We start from the raw sequence: 19,430 nt of genomic DNA, 5'->3' as shown, positions 1-19,430 counted from the left end.
GTCAGTCCGTGACCAGGCCGTGCAGCAGCCCGTCCAGCGTGACCTTCATCAGTTCTTCGCGCGGCGCCCAATTGCGGTCGGGCATGGTGATCAGCAGGGCCACCAGCCCGTGACAGGCCGCCCACAGCACCTGGGCCGCGCTCTCGCCCGACCCAGTGCGCAGTCGCCCGGCGGCGGCGATCTCGTGGATGGGGCCGCTGAACTCGGCGAAGCAGCGGTCGCCCAGTTCGGCGGTGGCGGCCTGTTTTTCCTTGGAGATCACGTCGCGCGATCCGCAGAACACCAGTTGGTAGGTATTGGGATTGTCGAGCGCGAACTTCATGTAGGCCTCGAGCATCAATCGCACCCGCGCCACGGCGTCGATCGGCCGATGGGCGATGTCGACGTTCACGGCCAGGAGCTGGCCGATCGCGTCGTCGCCGATCTCCAGCAGGATCTGGTCCTTGTCGCGGAAGTGCATGTAGAGGGCGGTCGAAGAGACCCCCACGGCGTCGGCGATCTTGCGGATGGTCGCCCCGGCGTAGCCTTCGGCGATGAAGATCCGTTCGGCCGCGGCCAGGATCTCTCCGCGACGCAGGTGACCGTCGCCTTTCGGCTTGCGGGCCGACTTGTGCGGCTTCTTCAACGCGAGCGTCACGATATGGCGTTCCCCTACCTCGTCCCCGGATCCGACACTAAACGGGAATCACCCAAACGTCGCAACTCCCGAGGATTTCCTCGAAACGCGTGTTTTTCCGTTTGACACTTTCAGGTTGAAGATTCGCTATCTGCTCGCTGGATCCGATTGTGCGCGGCAGGGGGCGATGGCGCGAGAAGAAAGAGACCAGCGGCGCGCGTCCGGCACGAAGCCGGGCGTCAAGCATCGGATCGACGGCGGGGAGGGCGGCCTCGTCCAGGCCGCCGCGCCGTTGCCCGACGGCGCCCATCGGCGCCTTTCGCGGGGCCAGGTGGCGGGGCTGATCGTCCTGTCGGTGCTGCTGCTGCTCCTGGCGACGTTGCGAACCCACGCCACGTGGGAAGCCCTCCACCTGCTGTTCTTCGTCGGTTTCATGGGCCATTCGGGGGTCAAGCTGGTCGCCGCCTTCACACCGCGAGCGCCGAGGGCCGAGGCGTGGCTGCCGGAAGAGGCCCTGCCCGCCTACACCATCATCGTTCCCCTCTATCGCGAGGCCGCGGTGGCGGCGGAGCTGGTCGCCAATCTCACCCGGCTGGACTATCCACGCGACCGCCTGCAGGTGCTGATCGCCTTGGAAGCCAACGATCACGAGACTCAGGCCGCCTTCGCGGCCCTGGACCTTCCGGCCGGCTTCCAGGTGCTGATCGCGCCGCCCGGCTCGCCGCAGACAAAGCCCCGAGCCTGCAACGTCGCCCTGGAGCGGGCGCGGGGCGACCTAGTGGTGATCTACGACGCCGAGGACGCGCCCCATCCCGGCCAGTTGCGCGAAGCCGCCGCGCGGTTCGCCCAGGACGACGCGAGCCTGGCCTGCCTACAGGCGCCGTTGCGGATCGAGCCGGACCCGCGGTTCCTGCCCGACCAGTTCGCTCTCGAATACGCCGTGCTGTTCGAGGTGTTCCTGCCGGCCCTGGCCCGCTGGGGCCTGGCCTTCCCGCTGGGCGGCACCAGCAATCATTTCCGAGCCGACGCCTTGCGCGCCGTCGAGGGATGGGATCCCTACAATGTCACCGAGGACGCCGACATCGGCTTTCGCCTGGCTGCCCGAGGCTACCGGCTGGACGTCATCACCCGCCCCACTTTCGAGACTTCCCCAGCCACGCTGAGGATCTGGACGCCGCAACGGGCGCGCTGGATCAAGGGCCACCTCCAGACCTTGGCCGTCCATGCCCGCGGGCCGGCGGTACGCACCCCGCGGGGGGCCGTCGCCCTGGTCCTGACCCTCGCCCTGCCGCTCGCCTCGTCCCACCTGCACGGTCCGCTGTTCATCTGGCTCCTGTTGCAGTCGGCTGGATCGCGGCTGGATCTTTGGGCGGCCGTGCCGGCCATGGACTGGATGCTGGTGTTCTTCGGCTGGACCTGTATCGCGATCGCCGGAGCCGAGGCCCAGCGGCGGGCGGGGCATCGGCAAAGGCCCCTGCCGCTGCTGGGCGCAATCTTCTACTGGCCGCTGCAGAGCCTGGCCGCGGCCAAGGCGCTTGGCCAGTTCATCGTCGCGCCGTTCCATTGGGACAAGACCCCGCACACGCCCCGCGCCGCCAATCCTTTGCTGCCCCGCCTGCTGGCGCGGACTGGACGGGCCTTGCCCTGAGCGCGTATTGGCGGGTCATGGATCCGACCATCGCCGCCGCCCCGCTCGTCATGCGCACCACCGGCTGGGCCGACTACGCCCTGCTGGACAGCGGCCATGGCCGGAAGCTGGAACGTTACGGCCGCTACACCGTGGTGCGCCCCGAGCCGCAGTGCTTCTGGGCCCCGCGCCTGGACCAAAAGGTCTGGGACAGCGCCGACGCCGTCTTCGATCCGTCAGACGAAGACGAGGCCGGCCGCTGGCGCTTCAAGGGCAAGCCGCTCGAGAAGTTCGACCTGGCCTGGGGCGAGACCAGGTTCCACGGCCAGTTCACTCCGTTCCGCCACCTGGCTTTCTTCCCCGAACAGGCCGCCAACTGGGCCTGGCAGGACGCCCGGGTCCGCGCCGTCAAGGGCCGCCAGCCCAAGGTGCTGAACCTGTTCGGCTATACTGGCGTCGCCAGCCTGGTCTGCGCCGCCGCCGGCGCGGCCGTCACCCATGTGGACGCCAGCAAGAAGTCGGTCGGCTTCGCCCGCGAGAACGCCGCCTTCGCCGGCCTGGCCGACAGGCCGATCCGCTGGATCGTCGAGGACGCCCGCCGCTTCGTGGCCCGCGAGGTGCGCCGCGGCTCCCAGTACGACGGGATCATCCTGGACCCGCCGAAGTTCGGCCGCGGCGCCGACGGCGAGGTCTGGCGCCTGTTCGAGGACCTGGCCGAGCTGACCCATAACTGCGCTCAAATCCTAGCGCCCGACGCCTCGTTCCTGCTGATGAACGCCTACGCTGCCCGGGTCTCGGGCGCGGCGATGTCGGGCCTGCTGGCCCAGGAGCTGAAGGGGCGCAGCGGGGTGATCGACTGGGGCGAGCTGTCGCTGGTCGAGGAGAAGGGCGACCGCCAGATCGGCCTGTCGTTCTTCGCCCGCTGGGCCTCGGAGTGACGCGATGAACGCCCCCCATGCGCCCAAGACCGTCACCTCGCTGTCGAACGCCACCGTCAAGGCCGTCCGCGCCCTGCATATGCGCAAAGAGCGCGAGGAGAGCGGCCTGTTCCTGGCCGAGGGCCTGAAGATCGTCATCGAGGCGATCGACTGCGGCCACGCCCCCAGGATCCTGATGTACGGCCGCGACGCCGCCGACCATCCGATGCTGCAGAAGGCCAGCCAGGCCTGCCTGAAGGCCGGCGGCGAGGTCATCGAGGTCAATCGCGAGATCCTCGAAAAGGTCTCGCGGCGCGACAATCCCCAGGCCGTGGTCGGGGTCTTCAAGCAGGTTTATGCGTCGCTCAGCGCCATCGTGCCCGAGAGCGCCCCGTGCTGGGTGGCCATGCAGGCCGTGCGCGACCCGGGCAACCTGGGCACAGTGATCCGCACCGCCGACGCGGCCGGCTGCGGCGGGGTGATCCTGGTCGGCGACTGCGTGGACCCCTATTCGGTCGAGGGCGTGCGGGCCACCATGGGCTCGATCTTCGCGGTCAAGATCGCCAAGGCCTCGGTGGCCGAGTTCCTGGCCTGGCGCGAGTCCTGGCCGGGCTCGGTGGTCGGCACCCTGCTGACCGCCACGGTCGACCACCGGAGCGCCGACTATGTGAAGCCGTCGCTGATCCTGATGGGCAACGAGCAGCAGGGCCTGCCGCCCGAACTGGCCGCGGCTTGCGACGTCAACGTCAAGATCCCGATGCGCGGCCGGGCCGACAGCCTGAACCTGTCGGTGGCCACCGGGATCATGATCTATACGGTGACCGGTTGAGACCGCCGGCTGGGACAGGCGCCTTTGGCCTGTCCCTCGTCCGGACGGCTACTTGATCCGCGTCCACTTCTCGGTCTTGCACAGCGGGGCCACGATGCAGCCCTTCAGCTTCAACTCGTTGGCCGAGAGCAGGGTGATCGTCCCCGAATAGGTGCCGCCGTCGGCGGCGTTGTAGACCTTGCCGCCAGTCCACTTGGTCGGGCCGCCGGTGAAGTCGTACAGCATCTGCATGTTCTTCAGCGGCCGGTTGCGCAGGGACGCGTCCTTGTTCTTCTCGTCCTTGACCGACGGGTCGCTCTTGATGTGGTTCGAGCTGACCAGCTTGCCGCACAGGCTGTTGCCGCAATGGCTGATTTCGACCTGGCCGCCGTTGGTCTGGGTCTGCCACAGGCCCGTGACGTCCTGGGCGAAGGCGGGGGCGGCGAGACCCGCCGAGGAAAGGGCGAAAGCGGCGGCGAGGATAGGCAGTTTCATGGGGTCTTCTCCCGGTTTGTTGTCCCCTTTCTAACGCGCGTTCGTCTGAACCGGCCATGAATTGATGGCCAAGTTCGAACAAGGCTCGCCCTATCCCCCCACCATCTCCAGCCATTCATCCTCGGTCATCACCTCGACGCCCAGCTCGGTGGCGGTCTTCAGCTTCGAGCCGGCGCCCGGGCCCGCCACCACCAGGTCGGTCTTCCTGGACACCGACGAGGCGACCTTGGCGCCCAGGGCCTCGGCCTGGGCCTTGGCCTCGTCGCGGGTCATCTTCTCCAGCGAACCGGTGAAGACGATGGTCTTGCCCGCCACGGCGGTGTCGGTCTTGGGTTTGGCGACCGGCTGGATGTCCAGCTCGGCGACCAGGTTTCGAACCTTTTCCCGGTTGTGTTCCTCGGCGAAGAACCGGGCGATCGACTGGGCGGCCACCGGGCCGATCCCGTCGATGGCCGCCATCTGCAGATAGTCCTCGCCCGGCGCGCCCTGCCCCGCCTGGGCCAGGGCCTGGGCGAAGGCGTCCCAGTCGCCGTAGCGCTGCGCCAGGGCCGCCCGGGCCGGCTTGTTCAGCCTGGGCACGGCGTGGCCGATCTTGACCTCAAGGCTGTCGGCCTCCGGCCACGGATCGGCCTTCAGACCGCCCTTGCCGGCCTCGACCAGTTCGTCGCGGGCCTTGGGACCAACCCCGGCCGCGCCGGCCAGCTCCAGATAGACCGCTCCCGGCAGCTGCGCCGCCGCCCGCTCGGCCGCGGCCTGCAGGTCCTCGAAGCGATCGAAGTTGCGGGCCAGCACCGTCGAGGTCGTCTCGCCGATGTCGCGCATGCCCAGGCCGTAGATCACCCGGTCCAGGCCGATGGTGCGCCGCGCTTCGATGCCCTTGACCAGGTTGGCGACCGAGGTCTCGCCGTAGCCGTCCCACGCCCGAAGCTCGGCCAGCTTCTCTTCGTCGCGGGCCAGCTTGAAGATGTCGGCCGGTTCCTTGATCCAGCCGGCCTCGAAGAAGGCCGCCAGCTGCTTTTCGCCCAGGCCCTCGATGTCGAAGGCGCGACGGGAGACGAAGTGGCGCAGGTGCTCGATGCGCTGGAACGGACAGGCGAACTCGCCCGTGCAGCGGCGCACCACCGACTCCGTCCCGGACGCATTGACCTCGCGGGCCAGCGGCGTCTTCAGCGGGCACGGGCATTCATGCGGAAACTGATAGGGTTCCGGCGGCGGGCTGGGCCGCTCTTCCAGGGCCACCTGGACGATCTGCGGGATGACGTCGCCGGCGCGCTGGATCACCACGGTGTCGCCCACACGGACGTCCAGGCGCTCGATCTCGTCGGCGTTGTGCAGGGTGGCGTTGGTCACCGAGACCCCGCCGACGGTCACGGGCTTGAGCCGCGCCACCGGGGTGATCGCGCCGGTGCGGCCCACCTGCAGGTCGATGGCCTCCAGGATCGTGCGGGCCTGCTGGGCCGGGAACTTGCGGGCGATGGCCCAGCGCGGCGAGCGCGACACGAAACCCAGGCGGCGCTGCTGCTCCAGGTCGTCGACCTTGTAGACCACCCCGTCGATGTCGAACGGCAGCTTGGGCCGCAGCACCTCGAACTCGGCATAGGCCTCGAGCAGGCCCTGGGCGTCCTGCACCCGCCGGGCCGGCGGGGCGGTGGTGACGAAGCCCCACGCGTGCAGCTTTTCCAGCGCCTCCCACTGTCCGGCCGCGAACGGGCCGCTGGCCAGGCCCCAGGCATAGGCGAAGAACCGCAGCGGCCGCTGGGCGCTGATCTTCGGGTCGATCTGGCGCAGCGAGCCGGCGGCGAAGTTGCGCGGATTGGCGTAGGTGCGCTGGCCGGCTTCCAGCGCGGCGGCGTTGAAGGCCGCGAAGGCCTCCAGCTCGACATAGACCTCGCCGCGGATCTCGATCACGTCCGGCCAGCCGGTTCCTTTCAGCCTGTGGGGGATGTCGGCGATGGTGCGCAGGTTGGCGGTGACGTCCTCGCCGACCTTGCCGTCGCCCCGGGTCGCACCCTGGACCAGAACGCCCTTCTCGTAGCGCAGCGAGGCCGACAGGCCGTCGATCTTCGGCTCGGCGGTGTAGAACACCGGCTCGGTCGTCAGCCGCAGGAACCGGCGGATGCGGGCGTCGAACTCGGTCGCCTCGTCGTTGGAAAAGGCGTTGTCCAGGCTCAGCATCGGCACGCCGTGCTCAACGGCCGAGAACTGTTCGGCCCGCGCCGCCCCCACCCGCATCGACGGCGAGTTCTCGCGGATCAGCTCGGGAAACCGGGCCTCGATGTCGAGGTTGCGGCGCTTGAGGGCGTCGTACTCGGCGTCGCTGATCGTCGGGGCGTCCTGCTGGTGATAGCGCAGGTCGTGCGCCGCCAGCTCATCGGCCAGCCACGCCAGCTCGGCATCGGCTTGGTCCTTGGTGAGGTCGGCGACGGCGATCTGGGACACGGGGCGAATCCGGAGGCTGGAGGACGGCCGGGAGATTAGCGGGGGCCGGCCGGTCCGGGGAGGCGTTTTGTGCCGGTCCGGCGCCGGCCACTTGCCCCCTCCGGCCCTCCGGGCCACCTCCCCCAGAGGGGGAGGATCTAATCGCGCTAGATGCTCCCCCTCTGGGGGAGCTGTCGCGTAGCGACTGAAGGGGTCTTCGGCGGACACAGCTTCGCACTCACGCGCCGAAGCTGCGATCGGATGGGAAGGGTGCGAAGCGCCCGGGCCTCGCCCGGAGTAGCTTTGATGTTTGTACCGTTTCGACGAAGTTCGAGCGCTTCGCGTGGAGCCGTTATCCGGAAGCCTTCGGGTCGCGGATTTTTAACCCGCTCCGATGGAGGCCCCCGACGGGCAGGACGTTGGCGCGTCCTGGACCGCCCGGGCGATTTCAGCCCGGGCCTGCTGTCCTTATCCGCCTATCCGGGCGCCGAAGCTTCGTCGCGACTGAGGCGAACCTGCTCCGAACCGACCTGGACGCTTCCGAAGAAGCACGGCGGACAGGGCCTTCCCGCTCGTCCACCCCCGAAAGCCGCATCGGTCGCCGTACGTGCGCCCTCCCCGTGCTTCTAGGTGAGATCAGGATACGGGTGGTTTGAAGGGGTGAGGATCAAATCAGGTCGAGAAAGTTCAAGGCGTTGAAATCCTGAGACTCTGTCCGCTATCCACCGAGCATAAGCCGCCGGGGACGTGCACTCACGGCGAAGCGTCGCGGATCGATCCGCGACCTTCGGGGTGAGCGCATGTCCCCCAACGCCATCCACGGCGTCGTGAGACCTCAGCGCCGGACTCAGCGGATCCGTAGGGGACACGCACTCACAACCGGCGCCCTGCAAACCGGCCGGCGTCTTGCCGTGAGAGCGCGTCCCCGGCAGTGAGTCCATACGGCTTGTCGCCTCCAAAGGATCGCCCTACCTCAGGTTCAGCAAAGGGAGTCGTCGCATGCGTCCGTGGATCTCCAGCCTCGCCGTCGCCGCCAGCCTGGTCCTGGCCTCGCCCGGCCTCGCCGCGCCGCCCCCAGCAAGCCCAGCGCCCGCAGCCATCGCCGCCGCGCCCGACGCGGCCCTCGACGCGCCCATGGCCGCCCGGCTGGACAAGGTGGTCGACACCGCCCTGGCCGAGCACCGGCTGGTCGGGACCGTGGTGCTGGTCGCCCGCGACGGCAAGCTGGTCTACCACCGCGCCGCCGGCCTGGCCGACCGCGAGTCCGGCCGTCGAATGCGCGAGGACGCCGTCTTCCGCTTCTCCTCGGTGACCAAGCCGTTCGTCAGCGTGGCGGTGATGAAGCTGGTCGAGGACGGCAAGCTGCGGCTCGACGATCCCGTGACCCGGTGGCTGCCGGACTTCAAGCCGAAGCTGGCCGACGGAACCGCGCCGGTCATCACCCTGCGCCAGCTGCTGAACCACACCAGCGGCCTGACCTACGGCCTGGCCGAGGCGCCGTCGCACCCCTACCACCGGCTGGGCGTGTCTGACGGCATCGACCTGTCGGGGATCAGCCTGGACGAGAACATCCGCCGCCTGGGCCAGGCGCCCCTGGCCTTCCCGCCCGGCTCGCGGTGGCGCTATTCGCTGGCCATCGACGTGCTGGGCGCGGTGGTCGAGAAGGCGACGGGCAAGCCCCTGCCCCAGGTCGTGGCCGAGACCGTCACGACGCCGCTGGGCCTGGCCGACGCCGGCTTCGTCGCCCGCGACCCGGCCCGGCTGGCGACGCCCTATGTCAACGCCCAGCCCGAGCCGACCCGGATGACCGACAACCAGGACGTGCCGCTGGGGCCCACGGCGGTGCGCTTCGCGCCGAGCCGGGCCACGGACAAGACCGCCTTCCCGTCCGGCGGCGCGGGCATGGTCGGCACGGCCGGCGACGTGTTGGCCCTGCTGGAGACCGTCCGCAAGGGCGGCGCCCCGATCCTGAAGGCCTCGACGGTCGCGCAGATGATGAAGGACCAGGTCGGACCGCAGGCGGCGACCCAAGGTCCCGGCTGGGGCTTCGGCTATGGCTGGGCGGTGCTGGACGACCCCGCCGTCGCCAAGACCCCGCAGGCGGCCGGCACGATCGCCTGGGGCGGGGTCTACGGCCACAACTGGTTCGTCGACGCCAAGGCCGGCCTGACCGTGGTGATCATGACCAACACCGCGTTCGAGGGGATGAACGGCCCCTTCACCACCCAGGTCCGCGACGCCGTCTACGGCCGCTGATCGGGCCCTTGAGCGAACCGCGTTCGCACATGGACCCATTTTGACCGCATCAGCGTCCAGCCGACGCCCCATTGTCGCGTCAGCGTAACAGAACGTCGGGGGACGTTTCGACAGATGGGAAACCGCATGCGTTCATTTCTGACCCTCGGCGCCGCCGCCGTAGCCCTCGCCATCGCCGCCCCGGCCCTGGCCCAGACCACGACTCCGACCGCCCCGGCTCAGGACCCGGCCGCGGCTGCCCCCGCCCAGGATTCCACCACGGCCGCGACCGGAACCTCGGCCCCCACCTCCGCGACCGCCACTGCTCCGGTGACGGCTGGCCAACCGGTGAAGGACAATTCCGGCGCGGTCATCGGCTCGGTCGCCGAGGTCAAGCCGGACGCCACCGGCAAGGCGATGGCCACCATCAAGATGGACGACAAGACCTTCGCCGTCGACGTCGCCAACCTGGCCGTCCGCGACGGCGCCACCCTGATCAACGCCAGCAAGGCCGAGATCGAAGGCATGCTGGGCGGCGCGAAGAAGACCCAATAGCTGGTCTTCCCTCCCCTTCATGGGGAGGGTGGCCCTGGCGGAGCCAGGGTCGGGTGGGGTTTTCTGACTCGGCAGGCCCCACCCACCAGCTTCGCTGGTCCCCCTCCCCATAAAGGGGAGGGAAATCTTCTAGATCAGCCTACCGCCTCCAGCCGCGCCAACGCCGCTTCCAGCTTGGCCTTGGCGGCCTCCGCCTCGGCCAGGCGCTCGCGGTTCTCCTCGACGACCTCTTCCTTGGCGCGGGCCAGGAAGTCGGGGTTGCTCAGCTTCTTGCCGGTCTTCTCGATCTCGCCGACATGGCCGGCGATCTCCTTGGCCAGGCGAGCCTTCTCGGCCGTCAGGTCAATGAACTCGGCGATAGCCAGGGCGCCGGTCGCCTCGCCCAGCACGATCGGGACCGAACCCGCCGGGGCCGTCTCGGCCTCGCGGGCGCTGTCCAGGCGGGCCAGGCTCAGCAGCAGGTCGCGGTGCCGGGCCAAGCGCGCCTTGGTCTCGGGACCGGCCCCGATCACCGACAGCGGCGGCTTGGCGCCGGGCGGCACGTTCATCTCGGCGCGGATCGAGCGGATCTCGCCGACCGTCTCGACCAGCCAGCCGATCTCGGCCTCCGCGTCGGCGTCGATCCAGGCATCCGGAAGCTCGGGCCACTTCTCGACGATCAGCATGCCCTGGCGGGGCGCGCCGAACTCGGCGGTCTTGTCCCACAGCTCCTCGGTGATGAACGGCATGACCGGGTGCAGCAGCTTGAGGATCACGTCCAGCGCCCAGGCGGCCGTGGCGCGGGTCTCGGCCTTGGCCTCGGAGTCGTCGCCGTTGAGGATCGGCTTGGCCAACTCGACGTACCAGTCGCAGAACACGTTCCAGATGAACTTGTAGAGCGCGTCGGCGGCGTCGCTGAAGGCCGGAGCCTCAAGCGCGCGCGTCACCTCGGCGGCGGTCTTGACCGTCTCGCCGCGGATCCACTTGTTGATCGGCTGCCGGACCGTGGACGGGTCGAAGCCCTCGACGCGGACGCACTCGTTCATCTGGGCGAAGCGCGAGGCGTTCCACAGCTTGGTGCCGAAGTTGCGGTAGCCCTCGATGCGCTGCTTGCTGAGCTTGATGTCGCGGGCCTGGCCCGACATCGCCGTCATGGTGAAGCGCACCGCGTCGCAGCCCAGCTCGTCGATCAGGACCAGCGGGTCCATCACGTTGCCCTTGGACTTGCTCATCTTGGCGCCCTTCTCGTCGCGGACGAGGGCGTTGATGAACACCTGCTTGAACGGGACTTCGCCCATGAAGTGGATGCCCATCATCATCATCCGGGCCACCCAGAAGAAGATGATGTCGAAGCCGGTGACCAGGGTGCTGGTGGGGTAGAACTTGGCCAGGTCCTGCGTCTTCTCCGGCCAGCCCAGGGTCGAGAACGGCCACAGGGCCGAGCTGAACCAGGTGTCGAGCACGTCCTCGTCGCGGTAGATGTAGACGACACGCTCGCCATTCGCGCTCGAAGTGGGGAACATCTTAAGCCAAGCGTCGAAGTTCTCAGCAACCTGAACTTCGCAGCCATAGTGGTTGCGCGCTTCTTGCAGCGCCTCAGCTTCATCTTCAGCAACAAAAATATCGCGGTCCGTCAGTGAGCTTGAGGCGCTGAGGGTCGGCGAAACTTCAGCATTCTCCAAAACTATCCGACCGGCCTCAAGCTTCGGCCCGAACCACGCCGGGATGCGATGCCCCCACCACAGCTGGCGCGAGACGCACCAGGGCTCGATGTTGCGCAGCCACTCGAAATAGGTCTTTTCCCAGTGCTTCGGTTCGAAGACCGTCGCCCCCTCCTCCACCGCCTTCAGGGCGGGCTGGGCCAGGGTCTTGGCGTCGACGTACCACTGGTCGGTCAGATAGGGCTCGATGACCACGCCCGAGCGGTCGCCGTGCGGGACCATGTGGCGGGTCTTCTCGATCTCGCGCAGCCAGCCGTCTTCCTCGGCCTTGGCGACGATCGCCTTGCGGGCGGCGAAACGGTCCAGGCCGCGATAGGCCTCGGGGACCTCGTCGTTCAGCCGGGCGTCCGGCGTCAGGATGTTGATCGCCGGCAGGCCGTGGCGCTTGCCGACGCCGAAGTCGTTGAAGTCGTGGGCCGGGGTGATCTTGACCGCGCCCGAGCCCTTGGTCGGGTCGGCGTAGTCGTCGGCGACGATCGGGATGCGGCGGCCGACGATCGGCAGGACCACGTCCTTGCCGACCAGGTCCTTGTAGCGTTCGTCCGACGGATGGACGGCCACGGCGGTGTCGCCCAGCATCGTCTCCGGACGCGTGGTGGCCACGACGATGAAGTCGCGGGTCTCGAATTCCGTCGCCTTGCCCTCGTCGTCGAAGGCGACCGGGTATTGGAAGGTCACGCCGTCAGCCAGCGGATAGGCGAAGTGCCAGTAGTGGCCGTCGACCTCCTTCTGCTCGACCTCGAGGTCGGAGATGGCGGTCTGGAACTGCGGGTCCCAGTTGACCAATCTTTTGTCACGATACAGCAGGTTCTGCTTGTAGAGCTGGACGAACACCTTGCGGACGGCGGCCGAGAGGCCCTCGTCCAGGGTGAAGCGTTCGCGCGACCAGTCGCAGCTGGCGCCCAGGCGGCGCAGCTGGTTGGTGATCGCCCCGCCGCTTTCGGCCTTCCATTCCCAGACCTTGTCGACGAAGGCCTCGCGGCCCATCTCGCGACGGCCGATATTGCCGGCGGCGGCCAGCTGGCGCTCGACGACCATCTGGGTGGCGATGCCGGCGTGGTCGGTGCCCGGCAGCCATAGGGCCGACTTGCCGCGCATGCGGTGGAAGCGGGTCAGCACGTCCTGCAGCGTGTTGTTCAGCGCGTGGCCGATGTGCAGCGAGCCGGTGACGTTGGGCGGCGGGATGACGATCGTGAACGCCTCGGCGCCCGGCGCCTCGCTGGGCTTGAAGGCCCCGGAGGCCTCCCAGGCGGCGTACAGGCGGGGTTCGACGGATTTGGGATCGAAGGTCTTTTCAAGCATGGCGCGGTGGGTATGCCATCTGCGGCCGCCGGGCGAAACCTTGGGCCTTGGTTCAATGGGGATTTCAGGACGGAAAAAGGCGGCCGCCGCAGCGACCGCCTTTGAATTTTCGTGCGTCGCCGCCCGGGAGGCGGGGACGCGCCGTTATACGCTGCGACCGCGGGCGATGCGGTGGACTTCTTCCTCGACCTTGGTCTCGACGATGCGCGGCAGGTTCTGGTCCAGCCACTCCTTGAGCAGCGGGCGCAGCAGTTCGCGCACGACATCCTCCAGGGTGCGGCCGTCCTTGGGCATCAGCAGGGCCGAGCTGAGGCTGCCGAAGGCGCTGGCGGCCAGGCCGGCGGCGTGGTCGCCCACCAGGTTGTCGGCCACCTCGTCGCGCGAGAACGCCGGCGCGGGGGCCGGTTCGGGCGGCGGAGCCGGCGCCGGGGCGGGCTCCGGCTCGGGCTCAGGCGAATAGACGTCGATATCGCCCAGGCTCTCGACCGGCGCGGGAGGCTCGATCGGATCGGTCAGCTCCAGTACGTCGTCCTCGGCCGGGGCCTCCTCGATGGGCGCGGGCTCCGGTTCGGGCGCCGCGGCGGCCTCCGCCGGCGCGTCATCTTCCGAGATGATGCGTCGGATGGAGGCGAGGATCTCCTCCATCGTCGGTTCTTGCGGGCTCTGGTCGGACATGTGTGGGGCCGTCTCGAAGAGGGTACGAATCCTGGAGCGCCCTGACAGGCGCCTACCAGGATGGTGCAGACTTGCGCCGGTTAAGCAAGCTCAAGCATCGCCGACGCTTCAATTCGCCCTACTTGCCGGGCGCCGTCGTCGAGGCGCGGGGCGCGGCCTTGACCGCCGTCGACGGCCCGCCGACCTTGTCGACCGCCCGCACCACGGGCTCCCAGGGCACCCAGCCAAAGGCGTGGTTGACCTTGTTGTACGACTTGACCGGATCGTAGCGCTCGAGCTCGGGGGCCAGGTTGGCGACGTTCAGCACCCCCATGGCCTGCAGCACGCTGGCGCTGGCCACGTATTCGTCGCGGCGGGCCACCACCAGGGCGACCTCGGCGTTGGCCAGTTCCAGCTGGGCGTTCAGCACGTCCAGGGTGGTGCGCAGGCCGACCTGCTGCTCCTGGCGCACGCCCTCGAAGGCGATCTTGGTGGCCCGGACCTGCTCCTCGTTCGAGACGAGGTTGGCGCGCGAGGCCAGCAGGTTGTTCCATGCGGTCGAGATCTGCTGCAGCGCCTGGCGCTGGGCGCCCTCGACCGCGATGCGGGCCGCGTTCTCGCGCTCCTTGGCCGCGCGGACCTGCGAGGCGTTCAGGCCGCCGGTGAACAGCGGCACCGACGCGGTGATCGAGCCGCTGACCGCGCGATCGTAGTCGCCGTACTGGCGGCCGGCGCTGTTGATCTCGCTGGCGTCCCAGCCCAGGCCCGCCCGGGCCGAGACCGTGGGACGATAGACGGCCTTGGCGGCGGCGACGCGGGCGGCGGCGGCCTGCTCGGCGTAGCGGGCGGCCTGGATCGACGGATTGTTCTTGTCGACCAGGTCGAAGGCCTGCTCGACGCTGGCGGGCAGCAGGGCGGCCAGGGACGGCTCGGGGGCCAGGTCGGTCGGGTTCTGGCCGACCACGGCGGCGTAGGCCGCCCGGCTGGCGGCCAGGATGGCCTGCGCCGAGGACAGGCTGGCCTGGGCCGCGGCCAGGCGGGCCTCGGACTGGGCCACGTCGGTGCGGGTGATCTCGCCGACCTCGAAGCGCGCCTTGGATTCCTCCAGCTGGCGGGTCAGGACGGTGACGTTCTCCTGGGCGATGCGCAGGCGTTCCTGGTCGCGCCGGACGTCGACATAGCTCTGGATGACGCTGCCCAGCACCGACTGCTCGACGCTGCGCAGGTCCTCGCGGCCGGCCAGTACGTCGGCCTCGGCGGCCGACAGGTTGGCGCTGGCCCGGCCGCCCGTATAGAGCGCCTGGCCCAGGCTGAGCGAGGCGCCGCTGCCGGCGGAGTCGGCGTGGTCGCGATTGGGTACCTGGACGATCTGGCCGCCGACCACCGCGGCGCTGGTGCCGGGATTGGCCAGTTCAGTGTGGGTGCCGCTGATGCTGGCCGAACCGGTCACGCTGGGCCGGAACGCCGTCTTGGCCTGGACCACGCCCTCGTCGGTGAACCGCTGGTTGGCGCGCTGGCCTTGCAGGGTGGGGTTGGTCTGATAGGCCAGGGCCAGGGCGTCGGCGAGGGTTTCGGCGTGCGCGACGGAAGCAAGGCCCGCCATCAGGCCCACGCTGCAAGCGGCGGCCAATAAAGCGGCCCGACGGCTATTCGACATCCACTTCATTCCCCTCGAAACCTTCGCCAGACTGGCGCGACGCCCGCACCCACTATGATTGGCTGTAGGGCGCGAGACCAGAGGCGGCTAGTTAAGCTTTTTTCACGCAAACGTTGCGCTCCGGCTTTCTGGACCCAAGTCGTCAGAACGCAAAGCCTTGTTCGACCGCGAAGCCGGCCAGCATCGGCGGGGTGGCGTCGAAGACCGCGCGACGGCCCAGGCCGTCCTCGGCCCGGACATAGATCACGGCGCGACCGACCGGCCCCTCGCGTTCGATCACCGCCAGCCGCCCGCCCTGGGCCAGGGACTTGGTCCAACTGGCCGGAGCCCGCGGCACGGCGCCCTCGCAGATGATCACGTCATAGCCCGAGCCCGACACGGCGGTCAGGTCGTCGCCGTCCAGCCGGGTGACGGCGAGACCCATCTGCTCGAGCACGGCGGCGGCGTAAGGCGCGGCGATGGCCAGGGCCTTGTCGCCTTCGCGCGGACGCAGGTGCTGCAGCAGCTTACCCACGTCGCGCGGGCGCAGCAGCCAGCGGCCGGGGGCGTATTCGACGTCGGCGTCGGCATAGGCCAGATAGCCCTTGCCGGCCGGCACGAGGGCCTCGCGCGGCACGACCCGCAGGGCGTCCTGCAGGGGCAGGTCGGTGACGTCGGCCGTGCGGATCTGGCTTTCGACCATGTTCAGGCGCGCGGCGGCGAAATCGGAGCTCATGGAATCCCTCGAAGGGCTGGAATTTTCAGCCCGCTTATAGGTCCGGCGCTCGGCTCTAGGCAATCGAGGGTTTGCAGTAACCTGGCCGTAGCATGCGCGGCGCCCCAACGCCCATCAGCGGCTACCAGCGCCGAAAACCCGCCGCCCGCGCGGCGAAGGCGTCGGCGTCTTCGTGGCCGTCCCAGTCGGCGATGGCCGGGGCCAGGGAGGCGGCTTCCAGCAGCTGGCGCTGGGCGTCCTTGTAGCGGGCGGTGCGGGCGTAGCGGGCGGTGTCCAGGATCATCGCCCGCAGCAGCAGGGTGGCGGCCAGCGGGTGGCGGCCCTCGATGGCGCGGGCGGCCGGCTCCAGCAGCTCCGGCCGGTCGCCGTCCAGGTCGGCGGACCGGCGCAACACCAGCCGCGCCGCGCGGTCCCAGGCCGGCCAGCGGATCAGGAAATCCAGCGCCGCGTGGACGTCGTGGAAATCCTCGGCATGGGTCAGGGCCCTCTCCTCGGCCTCGACGTCGTCGAAGTCGGGCAGGCGCTTGAGATGGTCGCGCAGGCGTTCGATCGACAGGCCGCGCTCGAAGCTTGTCCAGCGCATCTCCTGGGCCAGGGCGCCTTGCCCGCGCGCCTCCAGCACCTCGATATAGGCGTCCTCCCAGTCCAGGGCGCCGGGGCCGGGCAGGGTCGGCCGACCAAGCACCGTCCCGACCAGCTGGGTGAACGAGCCGGGCGTCGAGCGGTCCAGCGCCGCCACCGCCTCGTCCAGCCGGCCCGCCGCCGCCAGCCGCCGGGCGATCTGCGCCCCGATCGGGGGCAGCACGGCCTGGGAGTCGGTGAACTGGGCGATATAGCCGTCGACGTCGCCCTGGGCGTCGGCCAGCACCTGGACGGCGGCCTTTAGAGCGCCGCTGACCCGCTTCTGCGAAGCCATGGTCGTCTCGACCCGGGCCCGCAAGGCCGCCACGCCCTCGGCGCCCAGGGCCGGCAGGGCGTTCTTCAAGGCTCGCGGCCCCAAACCCGCCCGGCCGTGCAGCAGCAGGTCCAGAAGCTGGTCGCCCAAGGCGCGCGGATCGGGCAAGGCCAGGGGCGCGATCGCCGCCACGTCGTCGACCGCCAGGTCGAACACCGCCTCGATCTCGCCCTTGGCGTCGGCGGTGCGGTGCGACACCCCCTCGGCCAGGCCCAGGAACCGCAGCATCATCGGCAAGGCCAGGGTCGGGTCCAGCTCAGCCAGCCGTCCGGCGATCAGGGCGCGCTGCATGTCGAGTTCGCGGACGAACTCCTTGTGCTTGCGCCAGTGGATGCGAGCCCGGCTGTCGGCGACGGCGTCCAGGCGCTTGGCCAGCTCGGCGGCCAGATCCTCCGGGCCGATCTCGCCGGCCAGTTCCAGGCGCAGGCGCCGCTTGATCTGGGCATGGCCCTCGGCGACGTCGATCAGCAGGTCGGCCAGCCGCTCGGCGCCCAGAGCGGCCAGGTTGGCCGTGGTCAGGGTCTTCTTCGAGCCTGTACGCTTCACTGTCGCCAGCGGAGTTCTCCCGTCGCTTCCAACCCGGGCGCTTCCGCCCGGCGCGGCCGAGTCGCCGCGTCCGTCGCCCCTGCTTTAGCACGACCGCCCGACGGCGACCGAACCGCCGCCTTTCGTCCGAGAGCGCGGCCTGTGCGGCGCCTGAGCAACAGATGACAAACGCCAGGGGTTTCAACGGGCTCCGCCTGGAACGCGAGGTCGTCGGGCGTGTTGAGTCGCCGTTCAGAGGACCCGCGACATGGCCAGGGATTGGGCGAGATCGGGCGCGGCGGCCATCGTCTTGGCCGCCCTGGCTTCCGGCGCGCCGGCCCTGGCCCAGAGCGGCGCTTCGGGCGGCGCTTCCGAGAGCGCCCTCGCCCAGACCTGCCGCGCCCCCGCGCCCGTCGCCGGAACGACCGTCAGCGGGCCGGTCCTGCACGTCATCGACGGCCGCACGCTCTGCATCGCCCAGGGGCCAACTCCCGAACGCTGGATTCCGCTGCGGGTCTCGCCGACCCTGGCCGCCCTGCCCGCTGACCGCGAGCGGCTGATGGCGGCGGCCTTCTCCCGGTCCCTGACCTGCCGCGTCACCGGCGGCGGCCCGGTCAGGTTCGCGACCTGCACCCTGGCCGGCCGGCCGCTGGACGCAGTGCTGACCGAACCCGCGACCATCACCCAGGCCAAGAGTTGGCGCTGAGCTTCGGCCCGGGATGAACGGGTCTTCCGATCAAGCCGAGCGCTTGAAAGGCGCGGCTGGACAATGGGTTCTCAGGAACTCCTCGTGGCTGGGCAGGGTGGCCACGAAGTCGGCCAGCATGGGGGCGGACTTGTCCATCAGGTTCATGATCACGCTCAGCGGGATGCGGTCGACCAGCTGCTGGTAGCGGTCGGGCCGCACGCCCATGCCTTCCATCACCGACTGCCAGCTGGGCGCGCGGAACATGTCGTCGACGCCGTCGCGCAGCACGCCGGCCGCCTTGAACAGGGCGATCCGCTCCCGCAGGCTCTCGGGCGGGACCACCTGCTGATAGTCGCGCCAGAACGGCGTGTCGTCGCGCCTAGTGGTCACGTAGTGCAGGACGATGAAGTCGCGGATCTCCTCGTAGTCGGCGACCATCCGGCGATTGTACTCGGCCGCCAGGACCGGGTCGGCGTCCATGTCGGGCATGAACCGCAGCAGGTAGTCCATGCCCTTGTAGATCAGGTGCAGGGCCGTGGACTCCAGCGGCTCGATGAAGCCGCACGACAGGCCGATCGAGACCACGTTCTTCACCCACGGCCGCTCGCGCACCCCGGTCTTGAACGGGATGATGTTGGGGCCCAGCACCACCTCGCCCTGGACCTGGCGCATCAGCGTGGCCGTGGCCTCGTCGTCGCTCAGATACTTGCTGGCGAACACATAGCCGTTGCCCGCGCGGTGCTGCAGCGGGATGCGCCAGCGCCAGCCGAAATCCTGGGCCTGGACCAGGGTGTAGGGATGCGGCGGACCCACGTTTTCGGTCTGGGCCACGACGGCGCGGTCGCAGAGCAGGACGTCGCCCCAGTCCCTGAACGGCTCGCCCAGGGTCTTGCCGATCAGCAGGGCGCGGAAGCCCGAGCAGTCGATGAAGAAGTCGCCGGCCACCTCGCGGCCGTCCTTCAGGATCACCTTGGCCACGCCGCCGTCGGGCCGGGTCGCCACCTCGGTGACTATGCCCTCGGTGCGCTTGACGCCGCGCGCCTCGGCGAACCTGCGCAGGTACAGCGCCACCAGCCGCGCGTCGACGTGCAGGGCGTAGTTGGCGTTGGCGATCATCGTCTTCTGCGCGGCCGCCGGCAGCATGAACTTGCCGGCCTCGGCCATCACCGAAGCCGGGGCGAAGTCCTGGAGCTTGGACGGATGGCCGTTCTGCTTGGCCCGCAGCCAGCACTGGTAGAACTCGTTGACCTCCAGCGGCCCGCCGATCTGGCCGAACGGGTGGTAGTAGACGTCGCCCTTCTCCAACCAGTTCTCGAACCGGATGCCCAGCTTGAAGGCGGCTTGGGTTTCCTGGATGAACTCCTGCTCGTTGATCCCCAGGGTGCGGATCAGCTGGAGGAACGGCGGGATGGTGGACTCCCCCACCCCGATCGTGCCGATCTCCTCGGACTCCACCAGCTCGACCTGCGTCGGGCCGTTCTGGAAATAGTGGCTGAGCATGGCCGCGCAGATCCAGCCGGCCGAGCCGCCGCCGACGATGACGATCTTGTTCAGGTGGGCCAT

Annotated in this window: 15 protein-coding genes; 6 read left to right on the top strand and 9 right to left on the bottom strand. The window is 69.4% G+C overall.

The annotated features are described in order from the left end of the window. Nucleotide 1: 1 nt before the first annotated feature. Entirely contained in the window at nucleotides 2-637 is a 636-nt protein-coding gene (locus G3M57_RS10055) for a TetR/AcrR family transcriptional regulator (protein WP_056759903.1), read from the bottom strand. Between the two features lie 166 nt (nucleotides 638-803). On the opposite strand from G3M57_RS10055, the gene G3M57_RS10050 reads away from it, so the two are divergent. From G3M57_RS10050 to G3M57_RS10040, 3 genes are read left to right on the top strand one after another with little or no spacing between them, the layout of a single operon-like run. After that, on the top strand, nucleotides 804-2,264 hold the full coding sequence (locus G3M57_RS10050) for a glycosyltransferase (protein WP_163230283.1): 1,461 nt from the start codon (nucleotides 804-806) through the stop codon (nucleotides 2,262-2,264). A 17-nt stretch (nucleotides 2,265-2,281) separates the two neighbouring features. Continuing rightward, entirely contained in the window at nucleotides 2,282-3,181 is a 900-nt protein-coding gene (locus tag G3M57_RS10045; RefSeq protein WP_056759899.1) for a class I SAM-dependent methyltransferase, read from the top strand. A 4-nt stretch (nucleotides 3,182-3,185) separates the two neighbouring features. After that, the gene (locus G3M57_RS10040; protein ID WP_163230281.1) at nucleotides 3,186-3,989 is read left to right on the top strand and encodes a TrmH family RNA methyltransferase; all 804 of its coding nucleotides are present in this window, start codon (nucleotides 3,186-3,188) and stop codon (nucleotides 3,987-3,989) included. A gap of 48 nt (nucleotides 3,990-4,037) precedes the next feature. Here the strand turns inward: G3M57_RS10040 and G3M57_RS10035 are convergent, their stop codons facing one another. Both G3M57_RS10035 and ligA read right to left on the bottom strand, forming a co-directional pair. Then, entirely contained in the window at nucleotides 4,038-4,463 is a 426-nt protein-coding gene (locus tag G3M57_RS10035; protein ID WP_163230280.1) for a DUF2147 domain-containing protein, read from the bottom strand. A 90-nt stretch (nucleotides 4,464-4,553) separates the two neighbouring features. After that, a complete protein-coding gene (gene ligA / locus G3M57_RS10030) occupies nucleotides 4,554-6,902 on the bottom strand; it encodes an NAD-dependent DNA ligase LigA (RefSeq protein WP_163230278.1) in 2,349 nt (782 codons plus the stop codon). Between the two features lie 978 nt (nucleotides 6,903-7,880). Here ligA and G3M57_RS10025 point away from each other — a divergent pair. Together G3M57_RS10025 and G3M57_RS10020 are read left to right on the top strand one after the other, a co-directional pair. Next, on the top strand, nucleotides 7,881-9,137 hold the full coding sequence (locus tag G3M57_RS10025; RefSeq protein ID WP_082564479.1) for a serine hydrolase domain-containing protein: 1,257 nt from the start codon (nucleotides 7,881-7,883) through the stop codon (nucleotides 9,135-9,137). A gap of 126 nt (nucleotides 9,138-9,263) precedes the next feature. After that, nucleotides 9,264-9,671 carry a hypothetical protein gene (locus tag G3M57_RS10020; RefSeq protein WP_163230276.1) on the top strand — a complete coding sequence of 136 codons (408 nt, stop codon included), beginning with the start codon at nucleotides 9,264-9,266 and terminating at the stop codon, nucleotides 9,669-9,671. Between the two features lie 134 nt (nucleotides 9,672-9,805). Here the strand turns inward: G3M57_RS10020 and G3M57_RS10015 are convergent, their stop codons facing one another. The 5 genes from G3M57_RS10015 to G3M57_RS09995 all read right to left on the bottom strand — a co-directional run bounded on the left by G3M57_RS10015 (nucleotide 9,806) and on the right by G3M57_RS09995 (nucleotide 17,200). After that, nucleotides 9,806-12,673 (bottom strand): valine--tRNA ligase, encoded by a 2,868-nt coding sequence (locus G3M57_RS10015; RefSeq protein ID WP_163230274.1) that lies wholly within the window; start codon nucleotides 12,671-12,673, stop codon nucleotides 9,806-9,808. A 144-nt stretch (nucleotides 12,674-12,817) separates the two neighbouring features. Next, nucleotides 12,818-13,348 (bottom strand): pole-organizing protein PopZ, encoded by a 531-nt coding sequence (popZ, locus tag G3M57_RS10010; protein WP_056752843.1) that lies wholly within the window; start codon nucleotides 13,346-13,348, stop codon nucleotides 12,818-12,820. Between the two features lie 118 nt (nucleotides 13,349-13,466). Then, nucleotides 13,467-14,984 (bottom strand): TolC family outer membrane protein, encoded by a 1,518-nt coding sequence (locus G3M57_RS10005; RefSeq protein ID WP_056752894.1) that lies wholly within the window; start codon nucleotides 14,982-14,984, stop codon nucleotides 13,467-13,469. A 142-nt stretch (nucleotides 14,985-15,126) separates the two neighbouring features. Then, nucleotides 15,127-15,699, bottom strand: a complete 573-nt coding sequence (locus G3M57_RS10000; protein ID WP_163230272.1) for a protein-L-isoaspartate O-methyltransferase family protein — start codon at nucleotides 15,697-15,699, stop codon at nucleotides 15,127-15,129. Between the two features lie 121 nt (nucleotides 15,700-15,820). Next, nucleotides 15,821-17,200, bottom strand: coding sequence for a DUF6880 family protein (locus G3M57_RS09995; RefSeq protein ID WP_163230270.1), 1,380 nt, complete (start codon nucleotides 17,198-17,200; stop codon nucleotides 15,821-15,823). Between the two features lie 247 nt (nucleotides 17,201-17,447). On the opposite strand from G3M57_RS09995, the gene G3M57_RS09990 reads away from it, so the two are divergent. Then, on the top strand, nucleotides 17,448-17,885 hold the full coding sequence (locus G3M57_RS09990; protein WP_056752834.1) for a hypothetical protein: 438 nt from the start codon (nucleotides 17,448-17,450) through the stop codon (nucleotides 17,883-17,885). Between the two features lie 30 nt (nucleotides 17,886-17,915). Here G3M57_RS09990 and G3M57_RS09985 read toward each other — a convergent pair whose 3' ends face one another. Continuing rightward, nucleotides 17,916-19,430 (bottom strand): tryptophan halogenase family protein, encoded by a 1,515-nt coding sequence (locus tag G3M57_RS09985; protein ID WP_163230269.1) that lies wholly within the window; start codon nucleotides 19,428-19,430, stop codon nucleotides 17,916-17,918.

It is taken from the genome of Caulobacter rhizosphaerae (assembly GCF_010977555.1).
Taxonomy (GTDB): domain Bacteria; phylum Pseudomonadota; class Alphaproteobacteria; order Caulobacterales; family Caulobacteraceae; genus Caulobacter; species Caulobacter rhizosphaerae.
This window is presented reverse-complemented; position numbering and strand designations above follow the sequence as displayed.